The sequence below is a fragment of the Armatimonadota bacterium genome (assembly GCA_022563855.1).
GTDB lineage: Bacteria > Armatimonadota > Fimbriimonadia > Fimbriimonadales > Fimbriimonadaceae > JADFMN01.
The window spans coordinates 470,564-490,656 of sequence record JADFMN010000001.1; the positions used below are offsets into that span (position 1 = coordinate 470,564).

Consider the following 20,093-nt stretch of genomic DNA (forward strand, 5'->3'; position numbering starts at 1 on the left):
AGTCCACCATCCTGGATGCGGACTAAGAGTCTGCGCTCCGTTACGGCTGTCATTCGTCGACCACGAACGACGCCTTGCGCTTTTCCAAGAACGCGGCGACTCCCTCCTTCCCTTCTTCGCTCGATCGCGCTTTCGCTAGCAGTCGCGCCGACTTCTCCATTTCATAAGGGCCGTGTAGCGCGACGTGCTTCGCGCTCGCAACCGATTCTGGTCCATTGCGCAATACGCTCTTGACGACCGCATCTACGGTCTCATCGAGGTCATCTGCCCCAACAACCTTATGCACCAGTCCAATGCGTAACGCGTGGTCGGCCTCGAAAGCCTCGCCGGTCGTGAACAGATGCCGGGCGTGGCCGCTGCCGATCTTGGGGATCACGAACGGCGAGATCGTCGCAGGAATCAGCCCCAGCCGCACTTCGCTGAAGCTGAACTTCGTTCTCTCCACCGCGACCGCCACATCGCTCGCCGCGACCAATCCGCAACCCCCGCCGAACGCCGCACCTTGTACCTTCGCGACGACAACTGCCGGACACTCCGCGATAGCCTCAAAAAGACGCCCGAGCTTGAGCGCATCCTCGTAGTTCTCGTCTTCGGTGTAGTTCGCGGCCTCGCCCATCCAGTTCAGGTCGCCGCCTGCGCTGAACACCTTGCCCTCACCCGACAGCACCACGACCCTGGTGCCCTCGGGCATATTCTTGAAGGCGTCGCGGAGCGCCTGGATCAGTACGTCGTTGAACGCGTTGAGGACTTCCGGCCGGTCCATCGTGATCCTTAGCACCGGCCCATCAGGCTCGACTATGAGCATGCGACCAGTATGACAGGGAGCAACCAGGTTACAGTGAGTCGGATTCAATCCCTCTCCCGCTCTACGAACCTGCTGATCATGGTCTGCCGTCGCGAGTGGGAGAGGTTAGGTGAGGGCATATCGAAGGCGTTGACCTGGCCCTCACCTTGCCTCTCCCGGCCGCAAAGTCTGCGCCTGATGAAAGCCAGAGGGCCGGGAGAGGGACTCGGACGTCAGACAAATTGAACGATCCAACCTCGCGAGGACACACAGAATCAACCGGAGCGAATTAATGAGACAGAAACGAATTCCAACTTTCATCATTCTTGCTGGCCTGACCGGCGTCGCAGCCTGGGGCACGGCCTCAGCTAACCAGGACAAGGGCTGGTCGCCGATCGAGAAGTTCTCGACCGTGCGGACCGCATCCCACGTGATGACCCCACGCGAGAGAGCGAACTACATCGAGACGGTGCGAAAGACCGCCAACATGGTCCGCGACAGCTACGCCCGAAGGCTCGTCAGCAAGACGGGCCTGCAGCTCATGAACCTGACTTGGGAGGACACCGGGCGGTTCAAGAACTCCGCCGTCGGCCCGAACATCAGCGACATGACGATCCAGGTCACTGTGCAGGACGGGAGACAGATCCGCACCGAGCTGATGCCGGTCATCCGGTTCCCGAACTTCAGCGACAGAACCGGCGACATCGACCCGAGCGCGTTCACCCTGCTCGTCGGGAACGAAGACGGCAAGCCGCTGAAGCGCGTGTCGCTCTACGACTTCCTCGACGACCCATCCCGCTATCTGCACGACCCGAAGAGTTGGGACGGAAGAGCGCGCGACAAGACGCTGCTCGCGCTGCGCGATAGCAAGGTGCTCGTCAGCGCGCAGGCGTGCTTCCTTCCTGTGCCGAAGAGCGGCATAGCGACGTTCAACCCCGTGCTGTTCAACTACCAGTCTTACGAGGGCAACCCGGCTGTCTTGACGATCCTCGCGACCCGCGAGGGCACCAGCGTCACGATCATCGACAACAAGCGCGACGCGGTCCACGGCCAATGGATGTGGGGGCAGAGGCTGTTCCACAACTCCGACGGCGAGCGAGCAAGCCTCACCGGTCAGCGGTTGACGGACTTTATCAAAGATGGCAGGCCGACGGACAACCCCGGCGGCGTCGAGGCCAGCGACGAAGCGCTCAACATGGTGCTCCTGATCCAAGTTCCGCTGAAGCAGAAGCGCCCAATGCGGTTCGGCGGTGGGACGACCGGAGGGGGAGGCTTTGGCGGTGGCGGTGCTGCTGATGCCGTCGCGGAGGACTCTAAGGCTTTGAGGGGTTTGCGCAGCGATGTCGAAGCGGCAGTCATCGGACACGGCGAGCTCGAAGGCCCGTTCACGGAGATCGACGGACTGAAGATCGAGCGCGACCCGCGCTTCCCGATTCGCGTCACGGTGCAGTTCTACCTCGCGACGTCGAACGGCGTGATAAGCCAGCAGAACGTCGCTAAGATCAAGCGCGACATCGACCGCGTCTACGACGCGACCGAGAACGTCGGCTCGCTCGTCACGGGCGGGCACACCGGCCGCGTCACCGAGTACTACGGCATCAAAGTTCAGCCGCGTTACTGGTGGAACGCGTTCTGGAACCGGTACGAGCGCAACACCGGCTACTCACGCTACGACGCGATCCGTCGACTGCGACAGCAGCTCGGCAGCAACTATATGCAACGCCCAGTCTGCGACCTGTATCTGCGCGACATCCTGCGAAAGTAACCTCAAATCCCCTCCCCCTTGGGGGAGGGTTAGGGAGGGGGTCCAACAGCAACAGTCCTTTCCGCAAGTCCCTTCTCCCTAGGCCTAGGGAGAAGGTTAGGATGAGGGAGCTGACGGAAAAAAGTCCTTTCCGATTCCGACATCCCTCCACACTCGAAGTGTGGAGGGTTCAATCTTCGGCCATCGGCACAAAGCAGTCTCCGGCCGCACTATAGGTATAACGCCAAGTGCGGTCGCAGGCGGGACGGATGATCAAACCGAAAGCACTCTTCGTCGCAGCGCTCTTCGTCTACTTGATAGGAGCGGGGATGACTTTCTACACGCTCTATGTGATGAGCACGGCGGTTCCGGTTGGGGCCGTGGTGTTTCGCCATGAAGTGGTGCGGCGCGACAGAACGGACGACGATGACACCTACACGCCGCGTGTTCATTTCCGGTTCCAATATGATGGCGGAGTCGCTGAGGCCCACAACATCCGTCCTGGCGTAAGCGAGAGCTACGGCTCGCGCTCCATGGCCCAAGGGGCTGTTAACGAGTTTCCCGTCGGCTCTACGGTGACGGCGTACGTTCCTAAGGGCGACCCTGGCAAGGCGTACTTGATCCCCGAGCCGAGCTTCATTCCTGTGGCGTTCGTTCTCTTTGGCGTTGCGATCCTGTGCGGAGCGCTGTATATGCGCATGCTGTCGAGCGACGGGCCGACAGCGCGGTCGCGTAGGGCGTACTACGTTCTCTGGCCCATGCTGATCCTCGCCGTCCTGTGTGCGATCGCCGTTCCCTGGACTCTGACTGTCGAGGGGTCGATGCTCTCGACGAAAATGCTCTGGGGGTTCACCGCGCTGCTGACGATCACCCCTCCCCTGCTCGTACTCGTGGTCAAGAACCGTTACGAGACGATCGATCCCTTTCGGGATGACGAGTCACTCGACTAGTTTGCCGCCGAACGCGATGCGCCTGGTCGCGCTGGGCTCGTAGATGACGTGGACGTTCTCGGCAGGCCGACCGACCGCCTCCGCGACCGCCCTTGTCAACTGTTCTGCTTCGACCCGCAGCTCCTCGACGTCTTGCAGGACGCCTTTGGTCACCGTGATGAACACCGGCTGGTCCGGGCACGGGTCGCCGCGCCCGTTCTCCGCATAGCGCTCGCGCGGAACGTGCCTGAGCTTCACCCAAACCTGGCCTATGTCAGCCTTAAGCACGACAGCCGCACGGTCGGCGATCTTGAGCGCAACCCCGTGATCCGGGTCGTAGTCGCCCACGATTTCAACGTCTAGAATCGGCATACCGATATTCTCGCACAGCTACGTTTTCTTTCCTCGCGTGATCGTCTAAGGGTCGTCAAGCGTTGCTAGTCCAACGCAACATCCGCCAAATCCCATTTCATGAGATTTGCAATCTTGAAACAAACGATATAGCCACACTTATTACACACGCACTCATAATTCTCGGGCTTTGGAGGGTCGCTTGGACCAGAATATTTCAGCTTTTCTGGATCATAAATTCTGCCGAATTCCCAGTGGTTTGACTCACAAACTGGGCAATCCGGAGAACCCATCCTCATTGCTCGTTGTGCTTGATCCTGAACTTTGGACATGTCCATTTCATAAGTATGCTCTGTTGAGGATGTGGATGCATCTCAATTGCCACAAGACGCCGATTCTCTACTTTGGCTGGACAATTAGCCGAGCTGTGACTCGTCGACCGTCCAATGTACGATCTCGTTCTATCGCCTTTCGCATCGCTTCTGCGTCTGCGATATGATTGTGCGGGTCATATACGTAGAACCAAATCTCATTACAGTCCTGGGAATGGGCGTACTGCTCAATGTCCGTTTGCATTTCCCGCTGAACGCTCTTTGCGTGGCTCTTAGAATTGACAAATTTAGCCTCAAAGAACGCCTTCGCAGCTCGCGATGTGAAGTCAGGTCGAGACGAAATAATCCCTGCCTTCGGCTGCGGATTTTCATCATAGAGATCTGGCAAGATAGGCTTCAGGATGCTGTACATGAGATCTTGGACTTCGGCCTCGCTGCTGACAGCAAACTTCCCTCTGCCCTTGAGATGTACGGCGATACCGTGAAAGGCCTGAAGCACTTGCGTGATAGAACCAACCTCCGATTGCCGACCAGTAGTTAGCTCTGCGCGGCCTGACACAACCTTGGCCAGTGTTTTTGCTAAGCCTACTATTCTCGCAACACGATTGTCCAATCGTTAAGCCCCGGACTACTTTCGGTAAATGTGCTCGCCCATACTCTTGAAGATTTGATCGATCTGCTCAGCTGACATCTCGTGTGAGATATGGACCTGGATGTCGATATGCACTTCAGGTTCTTTAACGGTCTGTGGTTCGACCTCAGGATCGGCTGGCGGCTTGATATCAGTCTGCACAGGTGGAGTAGGATTCTCATTCTTAGCCGTTTGTTGGCCCTTTCCGGACTCTTTCAACCCACTGAGTCCCCGATCTCGCGGCACAATGCGATCGGCACCGCCTACGCTCTGCAGAAGATTCCAATCACGCATATTGTTGATGATTCCATCAAATACGCCCTTCGCTTGCGCATCTGCAACTCCCCCCTCCTTCTTTAGGAAATCTAGAACAGCCTGCTCTACAGGCGCAGCATTCTTATATCTATCATGAACCTTCGCGAACAAATCATGGCCAAACAAGATGTCGTAAATTTTGTCAAAATCGTTACTGACAGCCGCTCGAGCATTGTCACCGAGATCAATATTCTCCGCGTTGTAACTACCTTTCGTAAGCCCGTATTGCCCACCAGCTGTAATCAACTGTCTGAAAATCTCTGACGAAGATGTAAAGCCCAGATTGTCAGCCAATGTCGGACGGTACATCGGATGACCGGCATTTGCTTCGAGAATTTTCTTGGGAAGCTTCAGAGCTTCCTTAAGGCTCTTAGGTGGATAGTAGCTTTTTGGCATATCGCTGTATTTTACCTTGCTGCAAGCCAGCTAAATAGACACTGCATCACCTTCACGCTTGTTTTACGACCCAGGAATTCCCGGCTCGGTGAGGTTCGCGGGGTCGAGGGCTTTCTTTAGGGTCTCTTCGTCGAGCAAACCCATTTCGCGCACGACTTCGGGGATGGACTTGCCTTCGGCCAGGGCGATCTTGACGACCTCGGCGGCCTTCTTGTAGCCGATGAAGACGTTCAGCGCGGTCGCCAGAGAAGGCGATGTTTCGGCGTACCGCTTGCACGTCTCTTCGTTCGCCGTGATGCCGACGATGCAGTTGTCGGTGTAGGTGTTCAGAGCGTTGGTCAGGATCTGCAGGGAGAACTGCGCGGAGAACGCCATCGACGGCATCATCACGTTCAGCTCGAGCTGCCCCGCCTGCACGCAGTAGTCGAGCGACTGGCACTGGCCGAGCACCTGGAACAGCACGAGGTTCATGTTCTCCGCCATCGAGGGGTTCACCTTCCCCGGCATGATCGAAGAGCCCGGCTGCACCGCAGGAAGATTGATCTCCGCAAGGCCGGTCAGGGGGCCGGAAGCAAGCAGCCTCAAGTCGTTCGTGATGCGCGTCAGCTCTAGACAGAAAACCCTCAGGCCGCTAGAGAGAGCAGACATACAGAGCTGCGACTGCATCGCCTCGCGCATGTCGTCGGCAGGCTTAAAGTCGACCCCCGTATAAGACGACAGATTGTCGATGACTTTGAAACGGTATTCGGGGTGCGTGTTCAGCCCCGTGCCGACCGCGCTGCCGCCGATTCCTAGAACTTCCAGTTCCGAAGCCGCGTACGCCAGCCACTTGCGAGACCGCCGCACTGCCGCGCCGTACGCAGCAAACTCCTGACCCAGTCGGATGGGCACCGCGTCCTGCAAGTGCGTACGACCCGACTTGAGAACCCCGTCGAACTCCTCGCCCTTCGCCTCCAAAGCGTCAGCCAGTTTATCGACGGCGGCGAAAAGGTCCGTCATCATCGTGCGCGCCATGATCCGCATCGCCGTCGGAAACGTGTCGTTGGTGGACTGGCCGTAGTTCGGGTGGTCGTTCGGGCTGACCTTCTTGTACTCGCCTTTGGCCCCGCCCAGGATCTCTTCCGCACGGTTGGCGAGCACCTCGTTGCAGTTCATGTTGAGCGAAGTCCCCGCGCCCATGTGGAACACATCCACCGGGAACTGGTCGCGCATCTTCCCTTCCAGAATCTCGTCGCAAGCCTGGATGATCGCCTCGCCGATCTCCTTGTCGAGCAGCCCGAGATCGGTGTTCGCGCGCGCGCACGCCTTCTTCAGCATGATGTACGCGTCGATCATCTTCGGGTGCGATGTCAGCCCGCTTATTTGGAACAGCTGGCGGCTGCGCTCGGCCTGGCTGCCCCAGTAGGCGTCGGCTGGCACCTGGACGTCGCCCAAGGAGTCCTTCTCGATCCGAAAGTCCATGCCTCTAGGTTACCGGCACAGCGCATTCGTTGGGAGGGCGAGCGTCCCCGCGAGCCGCCGACACCGCAATGCTCACTTGCAAGGGAGGGCGAGCGTCCCCGCGAGCCGCCATCAGCGGCAACCTCCCTAGAAGCGGGGAGGGCGAGAGTCCCCGCGAGCCGCCGCCAGCGCCAGCATCCCTAGAAGCGGGAGGGCGAGAGTCCCCGCGAGCCGCCGACAGCGCAACGCCTGAATATATGGCAACTGCCTCGCTAGCCTAAGGCCCAAACCAACGTAATTCGTTCAGCTCTCCTTGATACGGCCACTCCTCCGGAACGACGGCAAGACCTTTGCGAACCGGATTGTGACGCACATACTGCCACTTCTCCTCGTACGCTCTTCCCGTCCTAATCTGGGTATCCCAAAATCCGCTCTGCCAGAATCCCCTCGCCTCAGAACCGTCGCTCTGGGTGACCAGGCGATTCCAATATGCGATCCAAGCCTTAAGATTTGGGTCGGTCGTGTTCGGCGAGCAGAAGAAATGTATGTGGTCGGGCATGATCACGTACCGTCCTACCAGCCAGTGAACTGCCGCCGCCCACGCTTCGGTAATCAGGATGCACATATCGTCGTTTGCGAGCAGTGGTCCTCGATTGCGCGTGCAAACGGTGACAAACAGAATATCGGAGCGATTCGTCAACGTCAGGATCGAGTTTTCAGATGGCTTTCTGCGGACGGTTTTCTCCATTTCCTGAAGACCTTCGAGGCAATCACATTACCTTGCAGAGCGAAACTGCGCGACAGCGGCTCGCGGGGACGCTCGCCCTCCCGAAATTGCACGTTTAGCGGCTCGCGGGGACGCTCGCCCTCCCGACTGTCCTACTTCCCCTGCGAATCCGTCAGCTGGACGTCGGAGAACTGCCACGCTTGGCTGTAGCGCAACATGCACTCAGCAGACTCGGCCTGTTTTCCCTGCAGCTTCAACACGGCGGCCAGCCCGTGCAGAGACCAGCCGTTCTCCGGCGATTCCTTGAGGTTTTCTCGGTAAGCGGCTTCTGCCTCGTCCAATCTTCCGGCCAGCATGAGCACCCGGCCCAGGGTGATCTGCACTGGGTGTGGCCACACGCGCGTCTCGCGGTAGGTCAGGCCTTCTTCGACATCGCGCGCGTCTTGCAGAGCGGCGATCGCCGCGTCGTAGTCCTTCGCCGCGACTGCGATCTCAGCCTCGACCATGCCGAGCGCGATCTTCGTCATGCTGTTCGCCTGACGCACGCGCCACGCTCGGATGTTCTCGGCGTCTGCCAACGTTCGCATTTCAATCAGGTGGTCGGATGCAGCGGTGGTGTTGCCGCCACTGACCATTGCCATCGCCTGGCCGTAGTGCCAGACGAACTGCAGATACCCGTACTCGTCCGACGGCTCGGGAGTATCCAGAATCTCTTCCCACCGCATGAACTGGATCATCGTGTACATCGGCAGGGCGTGCTGCCGCTGGGAATTGACGCGCAAGCGGACGAAGCTGGCGAGTTTCTCCGCAGCCTCCAGCGCCAGGTCGCCGCGCCCCTCCCACCGCGCGCAGTGCCAAAGGAAGTCCCAGTTGTGCGCCTTGTACCCTCCGATCGGGCTCAGGCCCATGTCGGTGCACAGCATCGCGTATCTGTCGTACGCGGCGGTCGCTCCGATGTTCGCTATCGAGCCTTCGTGGTACCGCCCGGTCAGCAAATAGATGTGCGAAGGCATGTGCTGAAGATGCGAGACACCCGGCACCAAACCGAGCAGTCTGTCGGCGGCGGGCTCAGCAACCTCGGGCGTCTTCGAGCCTTCCCAAGAGTGGATTGTGAAGTGATTCGCGCCGGGGTTCCAAGGGTTGATCACCAGCGCGCGCGCCAGCAGATCGGTGATCTCCGTCGTCCACTCTTTCGGCGTGCCGTCTCTGTTCCAGTAGTTCCACTTGTGCAAGTTCATCAACGATTCCGCGGTCATGGTCAGAACGTCGTCGTCGTCTGGGTACTGCTTGGCGACTTCGCCCATCGCTTCGGCGTAAGCGCGATCCAGGGTGCTGCGCTTGGCGTCCTCATCCAGGCTGTACCGTTCATCTAGAGCGACGATCAGTGCCTGTTCCCTGGGCGTCGCGGTGTCAAGTCGCTTCATCGCCTCTGCGATAAGCTCAGCGGCCTTCTTGCCCTTAGTCTTCGACATGCCTGAGTTGAGGTTCGGGCCTAGCGCCAGCGCTGCGCCCCAGTACGCCATCGCGCAGTCGGGGTCGAGCTTGGTGGCGTACATGAACGAGCGGTGCGCCTCCTGATTGTTGAACCCGTAGCAGAGCACGAAGCCTTGATCGAAGTACTGCTGCGCCAACCGGCTGTCGGTGCTGACCGGGAACTTGTGCGTGCCCATTCCGTCGAGCAACGGCGCCGGCGCGTCGTCCTGAGAGAGCGAGAGAGCTGGGATCAGGATCAGTGCGGCAAATAGCAATGACACGCGCATGATATGATGTTCTACCTCGCGTTGGGCGCTAGGGGTTTCCTTCGTCGCTCAAGTAGACTCGAAGAATGTCCGTGTTTGAGACTGCTGTGGAGCGTTACGGCGAGCTGGAAGTCGATGTCGACGCCGCGCTTTCGGCCCTCCTTGACATTCCGATCTCCGTTCACTGCTGGCAGGGGGACGACGTCGGTGGTTTCGAGGTCGACTCGGGCGCGCTGGGCGGGGGGTTGGCGGTCACGGGCAACTACCTCGGCAAGGCGCGGACTCCGTCTGAGTTGCGCAGCGATCTTTCGATGGTTTTTAGTCTGATCCCCGGTTCGCACCGCCTCAACCTGCACGCGATGTACGGCGAGTTCTCCGGGCGCGTCGATCGGGACGAGATCGAGACTTCGCACTTTGCCGGCTGGGTGGAATGGGCGCGAGCCGAGAGCATCGGTATGGACTTCAATCCGACTTGCTTCAGCCACCCGAAGGCCGAGGATGGGTTCACGCTCTCGCACCAGGACAAGGGCGTGCGGGATTTCTGGGTCGAGCACTGCCAGCGGTGCCGCGTGATTGGCGATTACTTCGGACGAGAGCTTGGGACTAAGTGCGTGACGAACGTGTGGATCCCGGACGGCTACAAAGATACGCCCGCCGACCGCCGTTCTCCGCGGGATCGTTTGCAGTCTTCTCTTGACGAGGTGTTTGCGAAGAAGTTCGACGACAACCTCGACTCGGTGGAGTCGAAGCTGTTCGGGATCGGCAGCGAGTCGTACGTCGTCGGCTCGCACGAGTTCTACTTGGGCTATGCGATCAAGAACGGCACGCTTCTGACGCTCGATTCAGGCCACTACCACCCGACGGAGAGCATCGCCGACAAGATCTCGTCGTGCCTGATGTTCGTCGATGAGATGATGCTGCACGTCAGCCGCGGCGTGCGCTGGGACAGCGACCACGTCGTCACCCTGAACGACGACTTGCTGATGATCGCGCGCGAGATCGTTTGCAACGGCTACCTCGACCGTGTGCGCATCGGGCTCGACTATTTCGACGCCTCGATCAACCGAGTAGGGGCGTGGGTCATCGGCATGCGCAACATGCAGAAGGCATTGCTGATCGCGCTGCTGGAGCCGACCGCGCTTCTCAAGGATGCGGAAAGGGACGGCGACTTCACGAAACGACTCGCGCTGCAAGAGGACGCCAAGTCGCTCCCCTGGGGCGCGGTTTGGGACGTACATTGCGACCGGCTCAGCGTACCGCTCGGCGGCGCTTGGCTCAATGAAGTCAGCGATTACGAAAGGAAGGTTCTGTCAAAGCGCTGCTAATCCAGAAGGCTGTTGATGTACTTCTTGATCTCTGGCGAGCTTACATGGTTCGCCAGATTCTTGACGTCTTGCAATTCGACGGCATCAGTTGGCATTGCCCCGTTCTCGACTAGAATCTTGACAACATCCAGCTGACGAAATATGATGGCGTCTTCGAGCGGTGATACGCCCGGACCACTTCTTTGAGTAACGTCGGCTCCTCTTGCGATCAGTAGCTCGACACAGGCCATGTGGCCGAATTTCGCCGCCCCCTTAATCGGAGTCCCACGTCCGTCCGGATTTGTCGCGTTGACGTCGACGCCGGAGTCGAGGTATTCGCGGAGCGCGTCTACGTCTCCAAAGTCGGCGGCCTCCCAGATGTTCGTCGGTTCAACGCGCGAGCCGCATGAACACACGACCAGCAGCGCAGCGATCGCAACGGAAAAGAAAGTCAGCCTGCATTTAGTCACGGGTCAATCTCCGGTCGAGCATCCATTCTAGCCTACCCATCGGTTACCGCGCGGTTGAGTCCTCCAACTGATCCAGCACGTCGCGCGGGTGGTTCGTGATGATGAAGTTTCATCCCTCCACACTCGCACCGTGTAGCGCTCAAAGTAGCACGGGCTTCCAGCCCGTGAGTGGTTCGGGCATCTTGCCCGAAGGACGCGCCGAACGAGCCTGACCGCGAGGCAGGAACATTGGCTGGAAGCCAATGCCACTCACGGCCAGGATGGCCGTGCCACGTTTTCACACGATCACCCCCAGCTCTCCGCACTCGCAGTGTCGAGGCGTCGTCTGCGGCTACACTTTCTTCGTCTCGCCAGGTGCCGTGTCCAAGAAGACGCTGTAACCGTCAGGGTCGCGCAGAATTGCGGACCATCCCCCGCTCTTGCCCTCTTTCGGCCCCATCTCAAACTCGAGGCCCTTTGACACAAGCGCCTCAGCGTTGGCCTTGACATCGCCGCCACGAAAGTTGAGGGTAAGCGTGCCTTCACCGCAGTGCTGCGGTTCATAAAGTCCGAGCCGCACGTCGTCGTTGGTCACGACCGCCCACCCTTCTTCGTCTTTGCCTTCGACTCTTCTGAAACCGAGATGCTCGTAAAACTCCCGCGACGCCTTTGCGCTCGCGACTTTGAGACAAACGTCGCACCAACCAAGGTCCATTGCGATGTTTTACCGTGAAAACGTCAACCTTAACCGTCGTCATCGCTGGGTTGTGTGTTCGCTCAGCTGCGCGAGGACGTCGCGCGGGTGGTTGGTGATGATGAAGTTGACACGCAGCGATTGCAATTGCGCGACCCCTGGGCCGGGCGGGATCGTCCACACGAACAGCGGGATCTTCTCGCCGCGAAGGTACGTCGTCAGCACCTTGTTCACCCCGTAGAAACTAAACCCGACGGCGTCGGCTTGGAACTGGTCTAGCTTTGAACGCAACGCTCCCTCAGGCTCCTTTGAAAGAGCGTTGTCGCCGACCAGCCAAACGCAGTACAAGCGCGGCTCTAGCGACTTCACCCGCGCTACAGAGTCCCCACTGAACGAGAACACGATCGACGAATCCAGCATCTCGTACTCCGCCAGGGAATCGACGACAAGTTGCTCGATGCCGTCGCCGCCCTTTATTTCGACGACCAAGATCAATCGGCCCTTGACCGCGTCGCACAGCTGGTCCAGCGTCGGCACTCCGGCTTCGATCATCTCCCAGCTAGGCGTCTGTGCCACAGCTCCGGTCAGCGAAGTCGTGCGATCCAGCGTGCTGTCGTGGATCACCATCACGTCGCCGTTGGCGCTCACGTGGACGTCGCACTCGGCGGCTCTGACGCCGCTGTCGATCGCCGCCGCAAAGCTCTCCAAACTGTTCTCCGGAGCGTACGCAGCCGCGCCGCGATGACCGACGACCTGCGTCGACGTCCAAGAGTCGGCAACGAATGCGGTGGTCGGCCCGAGTGGCATCATCCCGAGTATGGCGGCAACAACCACATCAAGCAAGATCGAACACGATCACCTCGGCGTCGAAGCCGATAGCCAGCAACAAAGCTGAATGTAAAGAGCCCTAGCCGGTGGGCTAGGGCTCTTAGTCGTTCCGATGCTTTAAGAGCTACGCTTTCTTGTTGCGTCGGCGTCGCAGGAAAGGCAGAATGCCAAGTCCGAGGATCGCCATCGTTGCCGGCTCTGGGACAGGTGTGTAGTACATCTCGCCGTTCCAAACGCGCGGGTTGAAGACTCCACCGGTGAACGGCACGTTCGTCGCAGAACCGAGATCCAGCTGAATGTCGGCGTTCGAGAAGGTCTGGTTCCCACCGCCGCCATACCCGCTGCCAGCGGTGCCGTTCGTGTAACGGTGCTCCGCCGCGGGCCCCATGACTAGCGCCATGCCTGTCGTGGCGTTCGCGGCCAGGATGAACGAGGGTAAAGTGACAGGACTGGGGTTGTTATTGCCCATGCCCATGCCTGTGCCTGTGGCCATTTGAGTCCACCCAGCTGCCGTATTCTCAAATCCAGCAGCGCTGCCAGGCCTGGTCCACACGGTAAATCCGAATGGAGTCAACTGGCTAGTGTTCGTGTCGAACGAAGTCACGATCAGGGCGGTTGCGCCAACCGTAGCGTCCAAGTAGGCGGCGTTGCCAAGGTTGCCGAAGTTGTTCCAAGCGTACAGCGTCTGTATCGATTGCGCGCTCGCCATCGGCGCGAACGCAGCCAAAAGTAAAATTGCTCCAAAAAGCCTCTTCATGTATAAAACACCTCTCCGGCCAACACGGTACCACGAACGATTCGAGCATTTCAGATTACGAGGCGTGAACTGGCGAATACTGGTGTTTTTACCTGTGGTCCGTTCGAGTCGGTTTTGAACCTGGAGACGGCCCAGCCCAAGCGTGATCACGCGAGTCTAATCGACCGCTCCTGCATCAGCCTCCCTTTTCAGATCAGCTGCACCACACCGAGCGCATCGCTCCCGTTTCAAGCCAGATCGAACATAATCAATTCGGCGTCGAACTCCGCCGTGAACTGAAGCCCGCTCTCCTCCTCGACCTGCACCGCGTCGCCGGCGCGCAGCTCGTTTCCGTGCAGGCGGATCATGCCCTTGGCGACGTAAAGGAACCCCGCTCGCGAAGGGTCAAACTCGACGCTTCGCGACTGGCCAGTGCGGACGATCGTGGTCGCAATGATCGCGTCTTGGCTAATCGTGACCAGTCCTCCTTCAGGCGCTGCCAGCACGACCCACTCTTCCGACGCCTTGGCTAAATCGAACGGCTCTTGCTGATAAGAGGGATCGCCGCCGGAGTGATCGGGAAGTATCCAAATCTGCAGGAAGTGAAGCGGCTTGGTGTCGCTGTCGTTCCACTCGCTGTGCTGAATACCGCTCCCCGCAGACATCCGAAGAACTTCGCCGTGACGAATCACCGAGCCGTTTCCGAGGCTGTCCTTGTGCGCCATCTCGCCGCTGAGCACATAGGAAACGATCTCCATATCGCGGTGCCCGTGCATGCCGAACCCCTTTCCAGGCTGTACCGTGTCGTCGTTCAAAACCCGAAGGGTGCGGAACCCGACTCGCTCCGGATCGAAGTACTGGCCGAACGAGAAACTGTGGTAGCTATCCAGCCAATCGAACTCAGTCTTGCCCCGGTCATCGCCGTTGAGGATCGTAATCATGTCTAGCCGCCCACTAGCATAACCCGTCAACAGCTAGCAAAGCGTCATAATGGGGGCCGTGGGCGACCTCAAAGCGCGCATCGACGAACTCGCCGAGATGATGGACGAGCACGGGCTCGAGCAGGCCGAGATCAAGGGCGATGGCTGGGCAGTGGAATTCGACCGCCGCGGGCCGACCGGCGAATCCACGAACCAGGTCGCCGCGGCGCCGCTTCCGGCCAAAAAGGTGCAACCCGAGCCCCCGACCGGGACGCCGGTGACGTCTCCCATGATCGGAATCTTCTATACGGCCCCGAATCCGGGCGCGGAGGATTACGTAGCGGTGGGGGACGACGTGACCGCCGGCCAAGTCGTCGGCCTGATCGAGGCGATGAAGGTGTACAACGAGATCACCGCCCCGGTGGCAGGCAGGGTCTCATCCTTCGCCGCCGAAAGCGGCCAACTCGTGCAGCCAGGAGACGCCCTGATCTACATTGGCTGATCAACCTCCCGTCCGCGTAGGTCTGCTCGGCTTTGGCACGGTCGGCGCTGGCACATACCAGATGCTCGCCGACAACGACGACGAGATTCAGCGAAAAATCGGCCGATCCATCGTCGTGCAGAGAATCGGCGTGCGAGATCTCGGCAAGAAGCGGGATCTTCCATCTGATCGGTTTAGTGAAGATCTTGTTGGCATTGTTTCTGATCCTTCTGTCGACGTCGTCCTGGAGCTGATCGGCGGAGAATCGCCAGCCGCAGAGTTGGTCGAGAAGGCGCTCGAATCTGGCAAGCACGTGGTGACGGCGAACAAGGAGCTGATCGCAAAGCACGGGTCGCGGCTTATAACTTTAGCGCACTCTCGCGGACTCGATCTGCACTTCGAGGCGGCGGTCGGCGGCGGAATCCCGATCGTCCAGCCGCTGAAGCACCAACTCGCCGGCAACGACATCGAAAAGATGATGGGCGTGCTGAACGGAACGTCGAACTTCGTGCTGACGAAGATGCACCGCGACGGCATGGCCTTTGACGAAGCTCTTGAAGAAGCACAAGAGAAAGGGTACGCGGAAGCCGACCCGTCCGGCGACGTCGACGGCCTCGACACGAAATACAAGATCGCGATCCTGGCGGCGATCGCGTTCGGCAAGCAGGCGCCGCTGGACGCAATCCATTGCGAAGGGATCAGGTCGGTCGGCGCACTCGACATGCACTACGCCGATGTGCTCGGCTACCGAATCAAACTGCTCGGCATTTGTGAGGAGACCAGGGCGGGCAAGATCATAATCCGCGTTCACCCGACTCTCGTGCCTAATGATCACCCGCTTGCGAACGTGGAAGACGTCTACAACGCGCTGTGGGTGCACGGCGACTTTGCGGGCGACGTGATGTTCAGCGGCAAAGGCGCGGGATCTTTTCCGACGGCGTCGGCGGTCGTCGGCGATCTGATCGACTGCGCCAGGAACATGACGGCTGCAGGCTCGGGCTCGGCGATCCCGTACGGAATCGGCATGAACTGCGCGCCGATCTCTGAGCTTGAGACGCGATACTACATCCGCATGGTCGTGGTGGACAAGCCGAACACGCTGGGCGCGATCTCTACTCTGTTCGGCGAGGCCGCGGTCGGTCTTGCAGCCATGGAGATGCGCACGTTGGAGAACGACCAGGGCGAGATCGTCTTCTTAACGCATCGGTGCCTGGAGTCGGACTTCGTGCGCGCGCTCGCGGATGTGCGAAAGCTGCCGGTCGTGCACTCCGTCGAGAGCTGGTTCCGCGTCGAGGAGTGACACGGCACGGGCTGGAAGCCCGTGCTACGGATAGACTATCGATATGACCATCAAAGTCGCGTGTGTGCAGACCGACGTCGTGTTCAACGATCCGCAGACGAACGCGACTGCCGCCATCGCGCATCTGACGCAACTCAAAGACCAAGGCATCGATCTGGCCGTGTTCCCGGAGGCGTACTTGACCGGCTACGTCGTCGGAAGCGGCGAAGAGGCGATGAAGATCGCGCTGCATCTGGAGAACGACAAGCTGCTCCGAATCATAAAGGCGAACGAACCGGTCGCGGAGATCCAAAAAGCGTGTCAAGAGCTGAAGATGCACGCGGTGGTCGGGCTCATCGCGACCGACGGGACCGACGTTTTCAACGCCGCTGTGCTGTTCGAGCCGGACGGCACGATGAGGCGGTACTACAAGACCCACCTCCCGTTTCTCGGCGTTGATCGGTTCGTCGTCCCCGGGTGGGACCTGCCGGTGTTTGAGACGGAGATCGGCAACATCGGCATCGGCATCTGCTACGACCTTCGTGTACCCGAGGCGCTGCGAGTCCTCGCGTTGGAGGGCGCAGACCTCATCGTTCTTCCGACCAACTGGCCGGTCGGCGCGGAGACCAGCGCGGATCACACAGTGATCACGCGAGCTGCCGAGAACCGCGTCTACCTCGCCGCCTCAAACCGCGTCGGCACAGAGAACGGCACGACGTTCATAGGCCGCAGCGGCATCTACGACGTGGTCGGCGGAACGATGGCGAAGGCGGGAGACGGCGAGGAGGTCATCACCGCCGAGCTCGACCTCGATCAAGCCCGAGAGAAACGCACGATCAACATCCCTGGTGAGTACGAGCTGGACGTCTTCGGGTCGCGCCGCCCGACGCTGTACGACCGGATCACCAAGACGTAGCGGATACAATGGCCGCATGGAAGTACCAGGCCGTCAAAGCCGGAAGTCTGCTACTAATACTCTGCCAATCCTCTGCATTGCGTTCATCGTCATTATCGTTATCTTGACGGTCGTCTTTCAGCAGAAACGGGAGTTCCGTAGCGATGTGCAAGATTTTGAAATCCTGACGGTCGTCGGATTCACCGGCCTTCTAGCAGGGCTCGGGTTCGCACAGTCCAAGCTCAGGCCGAGGAGTGACAGCAACTGGATCGAGGACGTTTCGCCGGCCAAATTCCAGCAAGACATGATTATTTCACTTGCACTTATCGAACTCTGCGCGCTCTTGGGGATATTCGTCGTGCAAAACCAGACTATGTCCACGGTGATGCCTGTCGCTGCAATCGTCGCCATGTCGCTCTTCGTCCTACCGCTTGTGCTCCAGTACACGAAGGTAGTGAAAGGTCACTGACCGATGAGGAAAACTGTAGCGATATTCGCGGCGATCGCCCTCCTCGGATGCAACAATGAAACGGAGGAGCGATCGGCAACGAACGAAAGGACAATGGAAACTTTGCTCGCTATCGACGACTTTTGGGACTTCAGCGACCCTGCGGGGACGGAGATCAAGTTCCGCGAGGCGCTCGACCATGCGCCCGAGGACGCCGAGGACTACCGCGCAGAGCTGATTACACAGATTGCGCGCACCTTCGGCCTGCGCGGGAAGTTCGAGGAGGCGCACGAGCTGCTCGACCAAGTCGCCGAGATGCTGCCTCGAACCGGCGACTACGTCGAGACGCGCTACCTCCTCGAGCGCGGGCGTGCCTTCAACTCCGCTGGCGAGAAGCAGAAGGCGAAGGAGCTGTTCCTGCAGGCGGTCGATACCAGCAGACGAGCAAAAGACGACTATCTGACAGTCGATGTGATGCATATGCTCGCGATAGTCGAAGATCCAGAGAGCGCGCTCGAATGGAACCTGCAAGCGATTCAGATCCTGGAAGAAACGAAACAAGAGAAGGCTAAGAGCTGGATCGGGCCGCTCAGCAACAACGTTGCCTGGACGTACCACGACATAGGCGAGTACGAGACCGCGCTCAGCTACTTTGAAAAGGGCCGCGACTACCGCGCTATCGAGGCCAAGGAGCCCGGTTACCGGATTGCGAAATGGGCCGTCGCGCGATGCAAGCGATCGCTCGGTCGCCTCGATGAAGCTCTAGCCGAGCAGTTGGCGAGCGCGGCCGAGTACTACCCGGAGTTCGATGCCCAAAGCGAGGCGGCCGATATCGACGGGTACATCGCCGAGGAGATCGCGGAGTGCCTGCTCGCCCTGGAAAAAAATGACGAAGCCAAGCTGTATTTCTCAGCAGCGTACAAAACGCTGAGCAAAGACGACTGGCTGGTCGAGAACGAGCCCGACAGAATCGCGCGGCTAAAGGACCTCGGTTCGTAGCCACTCAAGCGAACCCTCGAACAGCTCTGCGATCCCGAAGCCGTACACCTCTTTCAGCGCCTCGTCCGTCGGCTCCGCGCCTCTGATCCGCATCATGAGGTCCACGAGCAACGGGTTGTTCGTGTAGCCGCGCATCAGATCTCCGAGCCCCTGGTCGCCCTTGAGAGACGACAAGTAAAACCCGATGGCGGCGGACTGCTGATACGCGAGCCACACGGAGCTTCTCTCTCGCTCGTCCTCGCGGTTCATCAGATACGCAGCGCCTAGATCGTGAGGAGGCAACCACGGGGCGGCGCCGCTTGCAAGCGCGCGCCAAGCACGACGGTCCACGCCGCCGCCGGCTACCATCGCGACCGCTTCATCGAGCCACAGAGGACACTGCCCGTTCGAGAGGTTCAGCGTGATCACGTGCGCGTACTCGTGCAAGATAACGTGCTCGAGGTCAGCAGAATCTCGCAAGCTCGACGCCGGGATGCAGATCTTGTCGTACGGAAATTTGTCCATGCAGTAACCGTGTCGCCCCGGCATCCAAGGCACGTTCGTCTCGTCGGTAAGCACCGAGATGAGGGTCTTCGGCCCGTGCTCAAACTCGATGCGCTTTGCGGCGTGATCGCACGAACTGATCAGCGAGCGTTCAAGGCTGCTCCACGCCATCGGCAGCGTCGATTCCACGGCTTCTACGTCGAGCCAGTCCGTAGCAGCGCGGGTTGTGCTTTGGCTGCGGGTGACGTACTCGCCTTCGATCATTCTGAAACCGACGAGCCCGCTGGCGACCGACCCGGCGCCCAACGTCTTGGCCGCCTGGTACGCCTGCTCAACCCTGTCCCAGTAGTAGTGGTCGAAAATGACTCGCCAGTGCGCGTTTTCGCCTGCCGCGCCGTACTTTGCCGCCAGCCCGGCCCAAGGTCGTTTCCGCATCTACTCCGAGCCTGTTTTCGGCTTGAAAACCTTGCCTTTCAGCTTCTTGTAACTCTCGATCTGCCCTTTCGTCATCACGGCTTCCACTGCTTTGTCGAACTCGGTTGCCAGAGCGATCAACTTCGGAAGAATCTCCTTTTGCTTCGCCGTTCGCTCCGTCACGAACTGCTCTTGGAGCTTGCGCGCCTCCTCTTCGTTGGCTGGCTTCATTCTCTTGTACTTTTCGTCGATCGGGCCGAAGGCGTCTCCTTTGATTTTTTGTGCTTGCGCGTTGTGCTCGACGTACTTTGCTCGAATCAGGTCGGTTTGCGCCTTCGACATGCCGATCTTAGTGCCGACCACCGGATCCAAGAGTGCCAGCGCCCCAGCTTGCTGGAGCGATATTTCTCGAAGCCTGATGATCTGCGCCGAATTTAGCTCGCCTACCACCCTCTTCTTCAGCTCGGAACGCAACCTACCAACACGGATTGTCGCATCGGCAATCGTAATCTTATTGCTGCTAACTAAACGGTCTATCTCCATGCCTTGCGCGTTGTTCCGATCCGCATGGACGTTCATCTTGGCGCGCTGCGTCTCAGTAATACCGAGCTCCTTCTGAACGGATTTCGCTTGCAGCAGGGTGACGTTGCAGGCGTGCTTGTCGAATGCATCCGCAGCCAAGGCCGAACCGCCCAGCGAACAGATAACAGCCAACATCAGAGTCGGTCGGAGCAAGTCCATAGATATCCTTCTCAGTATGCACGTCTCGCGCGCC

Annotated in this window: 23 protein-coding genes; 8 read left to right on the plus strand and 15 right to left on the minus strand. The window is 59.5% G+C overall.

What is annotated here, in order from left to right:
• Positions 1-49: 49 nt before the first annotated feature.
• The gene (locus tag IH944_02245; GenBank protein ID MCH7903368.1) at positions 50-805 is read right to left on the minus strand and encodes an enoyl-CoA hydratase/isomerase family protein; all 756 of its coding nucleotides are present in this window, start codon (positions 803-805) and stop codon (positions 50-52) included.
• Between the two features lie 412 nt (positions 806-1,217).
• Here IH944_02245 and IH944_02250 point away from each other — a divergent pair, with 412 nt between their 5' ends.
• Both IH944_02250 and IH944_02255 read left to right on the plus strand, forming a co-directional pair.
• Entirely contained in the window at positions 1,218-2,549 is a 1,332-nt protein-coding gene (locus IH944_02250) for a hypothetical protein (GenBank protein MCH7903369.1), read from the plus strand.
• Between the two features lie 248 nt (positions 2,550-2,797).
• Complete coding sequence (locus tag IH944_02255; protein ID MCH7903370.1) at positions 2,798-3,478, plus strand: DUF3592 domain-containing protein; 681 nt, start codon at positions 2,798-2,800, stop codon at positions 3,476-3,478.
• On the opposite strand, the gene IH944_02260 is transcribed toward IH944_02255, so the two are convergent.
• From IH944_02260 to IH944_02290, 7 genes are all read right to left on the minus strand, one after another.
• The gene (locus IH944_02260) at positions 3,467-3,829 is read right to left on the minus strand and encodes a hypothetical protein (protein ID MCH7903371.1); all 363 of its coding nucleotides are present in this window, start codon (positions 3,827-3,829) and stop codon (positions 3,467-3,469) included. The genes IH944_02255 and IH944_02260 overlap by 12 nt on opposite strands.
• Positions 3,830-3,894: 65 nt before the next feature.
• Positions 3,895-4,146, minus strand: a complete 252-nt coding sequence (locus IH944_02265) for a hypothetical protein (GenBank protein ID MCH7903372.1) — start codon at positions 4,144-4,146, stop codon at positions 3,895-3,897.
• Between the two features lie 61 nt (positions 4,147-4,207).
• Positions 4,208-4,639, minus strand: a complete 432-nt coding sequence (locus tag IH944_02270) for a hypothetical protein (protein ID MCH7903373.1) — start codon at positions 4,637-4,639, stop codon at positions 4,208-4,210.
• Positions 4,640-4,768: 129 nt separating this feature from the next.
• Positions 4,769-5,482, minus strand: a complete 714-nt coding sequence (locus IH944_02275; protein MCH7903374.1) for a hypothetical protein — start codon at positions 5,480-5,482, stop codon at positions 4,769-4,771.
• 63 nt (positions 5,483-5,545) lie between these two features.
• On the minus strand, positions 5,546-6,943 hold the full coding sequence (locus IH944_02280) for an aspartate ammonia-lyase (protein MCH7903375.1): 1,398 nt from the start codon (positions 6,941-6,943) through the stop codon (positions 5,546-5,548).
• Positions 6,944-7,199: 256 nt separating this feature from the next.
• Positions 7,200-7,670 (minus strand): hypothetical protein, encoded by a 471-nt coding sequence (locus tag IH944_02285; GenBank protein ID MCH7903376.1) that lies wholly within the window; start codon positions 7,668-7,670, stop codon positions 7,200-7,202.
• 131 nt (positions 7,671-7,801) lie between these two features.
• Entirely contained in the window at positions 7,802-9,403 is a 1,602-nt protein-coding gene (locus IH944_02290) for a hypothetical protein (GenBank protein ID MCH7903377.1), read from the minus strand.
• Positions 9,404-9,474: 71 nt separating this feature from the next.
• Here IH944_02290 and IH944_02295 point away from each other — a divergent pair, with 71 nt between their 5' ends.
• Positions 9,475-10,713, plus strand: coding sequence for an L-rhamnose isomerase (locus IH944_02295; GenBank protein ID MCH7903378.1), 1,239 nt, complete (start codon positions 9,475-9,477; stop codon positions 10,711-10,713).
• On the opposite strand, the gene IH944_02300 is transcribed toward IH944_02295, so the two are convergent.
• From IH944_02300 to IH944_02320, 5 genes are all read right to left on the minus strand, one after another.
• Positions 10,710-11,162, minus strand: a complete 453-nt coding sequence (locus IH944_02300) for an ankyrin repeat domain-containing protein (protein MCH7903379.1) — start codon at positions 11,160-11,162, stop codon at positions 10,710-10,712. The genes IH944_02295 and IH944_02300 overlap by 4 nt on opposite strands.
• A 331-nt stretch (positions 11,163-11,493) precedes the next feature.
• Entirely contained in the window at positions 11,494-11,856 is a 363-nt protein-coding gene (locus tag IH944_02305; GenBank protein MCH7903380.1) for a VOC family protein, read from the minus strand.
• 39 nt (positions 11,857-11,895) lie between these two features.
• A complete protein-coding gene (locus IH944_02310; protein MCH7903381.1) occupies positions 11,896-12,642 on the minus strand; it encodes a glycerophosphodiester phosphodiesterase in 747 nt (248 codons plus the stop codon).
• A 145-nt stretch (positions 12,643-12,787) separates the two neighbouring features.
• Positions 12,788-13,420 carry a PEP-CTERM sorting domain-containing protein gene (locus tag IH944_02315; GenBank protein MCH7903382.1) on the minus strand — a complete coding sequence of 211 codons (633 nt, stop codon included), beginning with the start codon at positions 13,418-13,420 and terminating at the stop codon, positions 12,788-12,790.
• Positions 13,421-13,647: 227 nt separating this feature from the next.
• Entirely contained in the window at positions 13,648-14,340 is a 693-nt protein-coding gene (locus IH944_02320; protein ID MCH7903383.1) for a pirin family protein, read from the minus strand.
• A gap of 58 nt (positions 14,341-14,398) precedes the next feature.
• Between IH944_02320 and IH944_02325 the strand changes: the two genes are divergently transcribed.
• The 5 genes from IH944_02325 (at position 14,399) to IH944_02345 (ending at position 18,421) form a co-directional block, all read left to right on the plus strand.
• Positions 14,399-14,821 (plus strand): hypothetical protein, encoded by a 423-nt coding sequence (locus IH944_02325; protein ID MCH7903384.1) that lies wholly within the window; start codon positions 14,399-14,401, stop codon positions 14,819-14,821.
• Positions 14,814-16,100, plus strand: coding sequence for a homoserine dehydrogenase (locus IH944_02330; protein MCH7903385.1), 1,287 nt, complete (start codon positions 14,814-14,816; stop codon positions 16,098-16,100). Before IH944_02325 ends, IH944_02330 begins: the two co-directional genes overlap by 8 nt.
• 43 nt (positions 16,101-16,143) lie before the next feature.
• The gene (locus tag IH944_02335) at positions 16,144-16,995 is read left to right on the plus strand and encodes a carbon-nitrogen hydrolase family protein (protein MCH7903386.1); all 852 of its coding nucleotides are present in this window, start codon (positions 16,144-16,146) and stop codon (positions 16,993-16,995) included.
• A 16-nt stretch (positions 16,996-17,011) separates the two neighbouring features.
• Complete coding sequence (locus tag IH944_02340) at positions 17,012-17,443, plus strand: hypothetical protein (GenBank protein MCH7903387.1); 432 nt, start codon at positions 17,012-17,014, stop codon at positions 17,441-17,443.
• Positions 17,444-17,536: 93 nt separating this feature from the next.
• Positions 17,537-18,421 carry a tetratricopeptide repeat protein gene (locus IH944_02345; protein ID MCH7903388.1) on the plus strand — a complete coding sequence of 295 codons (885 nt, stop codon included), beginning with the start codon at positions 17,537-17,539 and terminating at the stop codon, positions 18,419-18,421.
• Here the strand turns inward: IH944_02345 and IH944_02350 are convergent.
• Complete coding sequence (locus IH944_02350; GenBank protein MCH7903389.1) at positions 18,401-19,339, minus strand: hypothetical protein; 939 nt, start codon at positions 19,337-19,339, stop codon at positions 18,401-18,403. The genes IH944_02345 and IH944_02350 overlap by 21 nt on opposite strands.
• Positions 19,340-20,059 carry a hypothetical protein gene (locus IH944_02355; protein MCH7903390.1) on the minus strand — a complete coding sequence of 240 codons (720 nt, stop codon included), beginning with the start codon at positions 20,057-20,059 and terminating at the stop codon, positions 19,340-19,342.
• Between the last annotated feature and the right edge of the window lie 34 nt (positions 20,060-20,093).

Coding starts and splice junctions, on each gene's coding strand:
- IH944_02245 (MCH7903368.1), bottom strand. CDS start 805: ATGCTCATAGTCGAGCCTGATGGGCCGGTGCTAAGGATCACGATGGAC.
- IH944_02250 (MCH7903369.1), top strand. CDS start 1,218: ATGACCCCACGCGAGAGAGCGAACTACATCGAGACGGTGCGAAAGACC.
- IH944_02255 (MCH7903370.1), top strand. CDS start 2,798: ATGATCAAACCGAAAGCACTCTTCGTCGCAGCGCTCTTCGTCTACTTG.
- IH944_02260 (MCH7903371.1), bottom strand. CDS start 3,829: ATGCCGATTCTAGACGTTGAAATCGTGGGCGACTACGACCCGGATCAC.
- IH944_02265 (MCH7903372.1), bottom strand. CDS start 4,146: ATGGACATGTCCAAAGTTCAGGATCAAGCACAACGAGCAATGAGGATG.
- IH944_02275 (MCH7903374.1), bottom strand. CDS start 5,482: ATGCCAAAAAGCTACTATCCACCTAAGAGCCTTAAGGAAGCTCTGAAG.
- IH944_02280 (MCH7903375.1), bottom strand. CDS start 6,943: ATGGACTTTCGGATCGAGAAGGACTCCTTGGGCGACGTCCAGGTGCCA.
- IH944_02285 (MCH7903376.1), bottom strand. CDS start 7,670: ATGGAGAAAACCGTCCGCAGAAAGCCATCTGAAAACTCGATCCTGACG.
- IH944_02295 (MCH7903378.1), top strand. CDS start 9,475: ATGTCCGTGTTTGAGACTGCTGTGGAGCGTTACGGCGAGCTGGAAGTC.
- IH944_02305 (MCH7903380.1), bottom strand. CDS start 11,856: ATGGACCTTGGTTGGTGCGACGTTTGTCTCAAAGTCGCGAGCGCAAAG.
- IH944_02310 (MCH7903381.1), bottom strand. CDS start 12,642: ATGCCACTCGGGCCGACCACCGCATTCGTTGCCGACTCTTGGACGTCG.
- IH944_02315 (MCH7903382.1), bottom strand. CDS start 13,420: ATGAAGAGGCTTTTTGGAGCAATTTTACTTTTGGCTGCGTTCGCGCCG.
- IH944_02320 (MCH7903383.1), bottom strand. CDS start 14,340: ATGATTACGATCCTCAACGGCGATGACCGGGGCAAGACTGAGTTCGAT.
- IH944_02335 (MCH7903386.1), top strand. CDS start 16,144: ATGACCATCAAAGTCGCGTGTGTGCAGACCGACGTCGTGTTCAACGAT.
- IH944_02340 (MCH7903387.1), top strand. CDS start 17,012: ATGGAAGTACCAGGCCGTCAAAGCCGGAAGTCTGCTACTAATACTCTG.
- IH944_02345 (MCH7903388.1), top strand. CDS start 17,537: ATGGAAACTTTGCTCGCTATCGACGACTTTTGGGACTTCAGCGACCCT.
- IH944_02350 (MCH7903389.1), bottom strand. CDS start 19,339: ATGCGGAAACGACCTTGGGCCGGGCTGGCGGCAAAGTACGGCGCGGCA.
- IH944_02355 (MCH7903390.1), bottom strand. CDS start 20,059: ATGGACTTGCTCCGACCGACTCTGATGTTGGCTGTTATCTGTTCGCTG.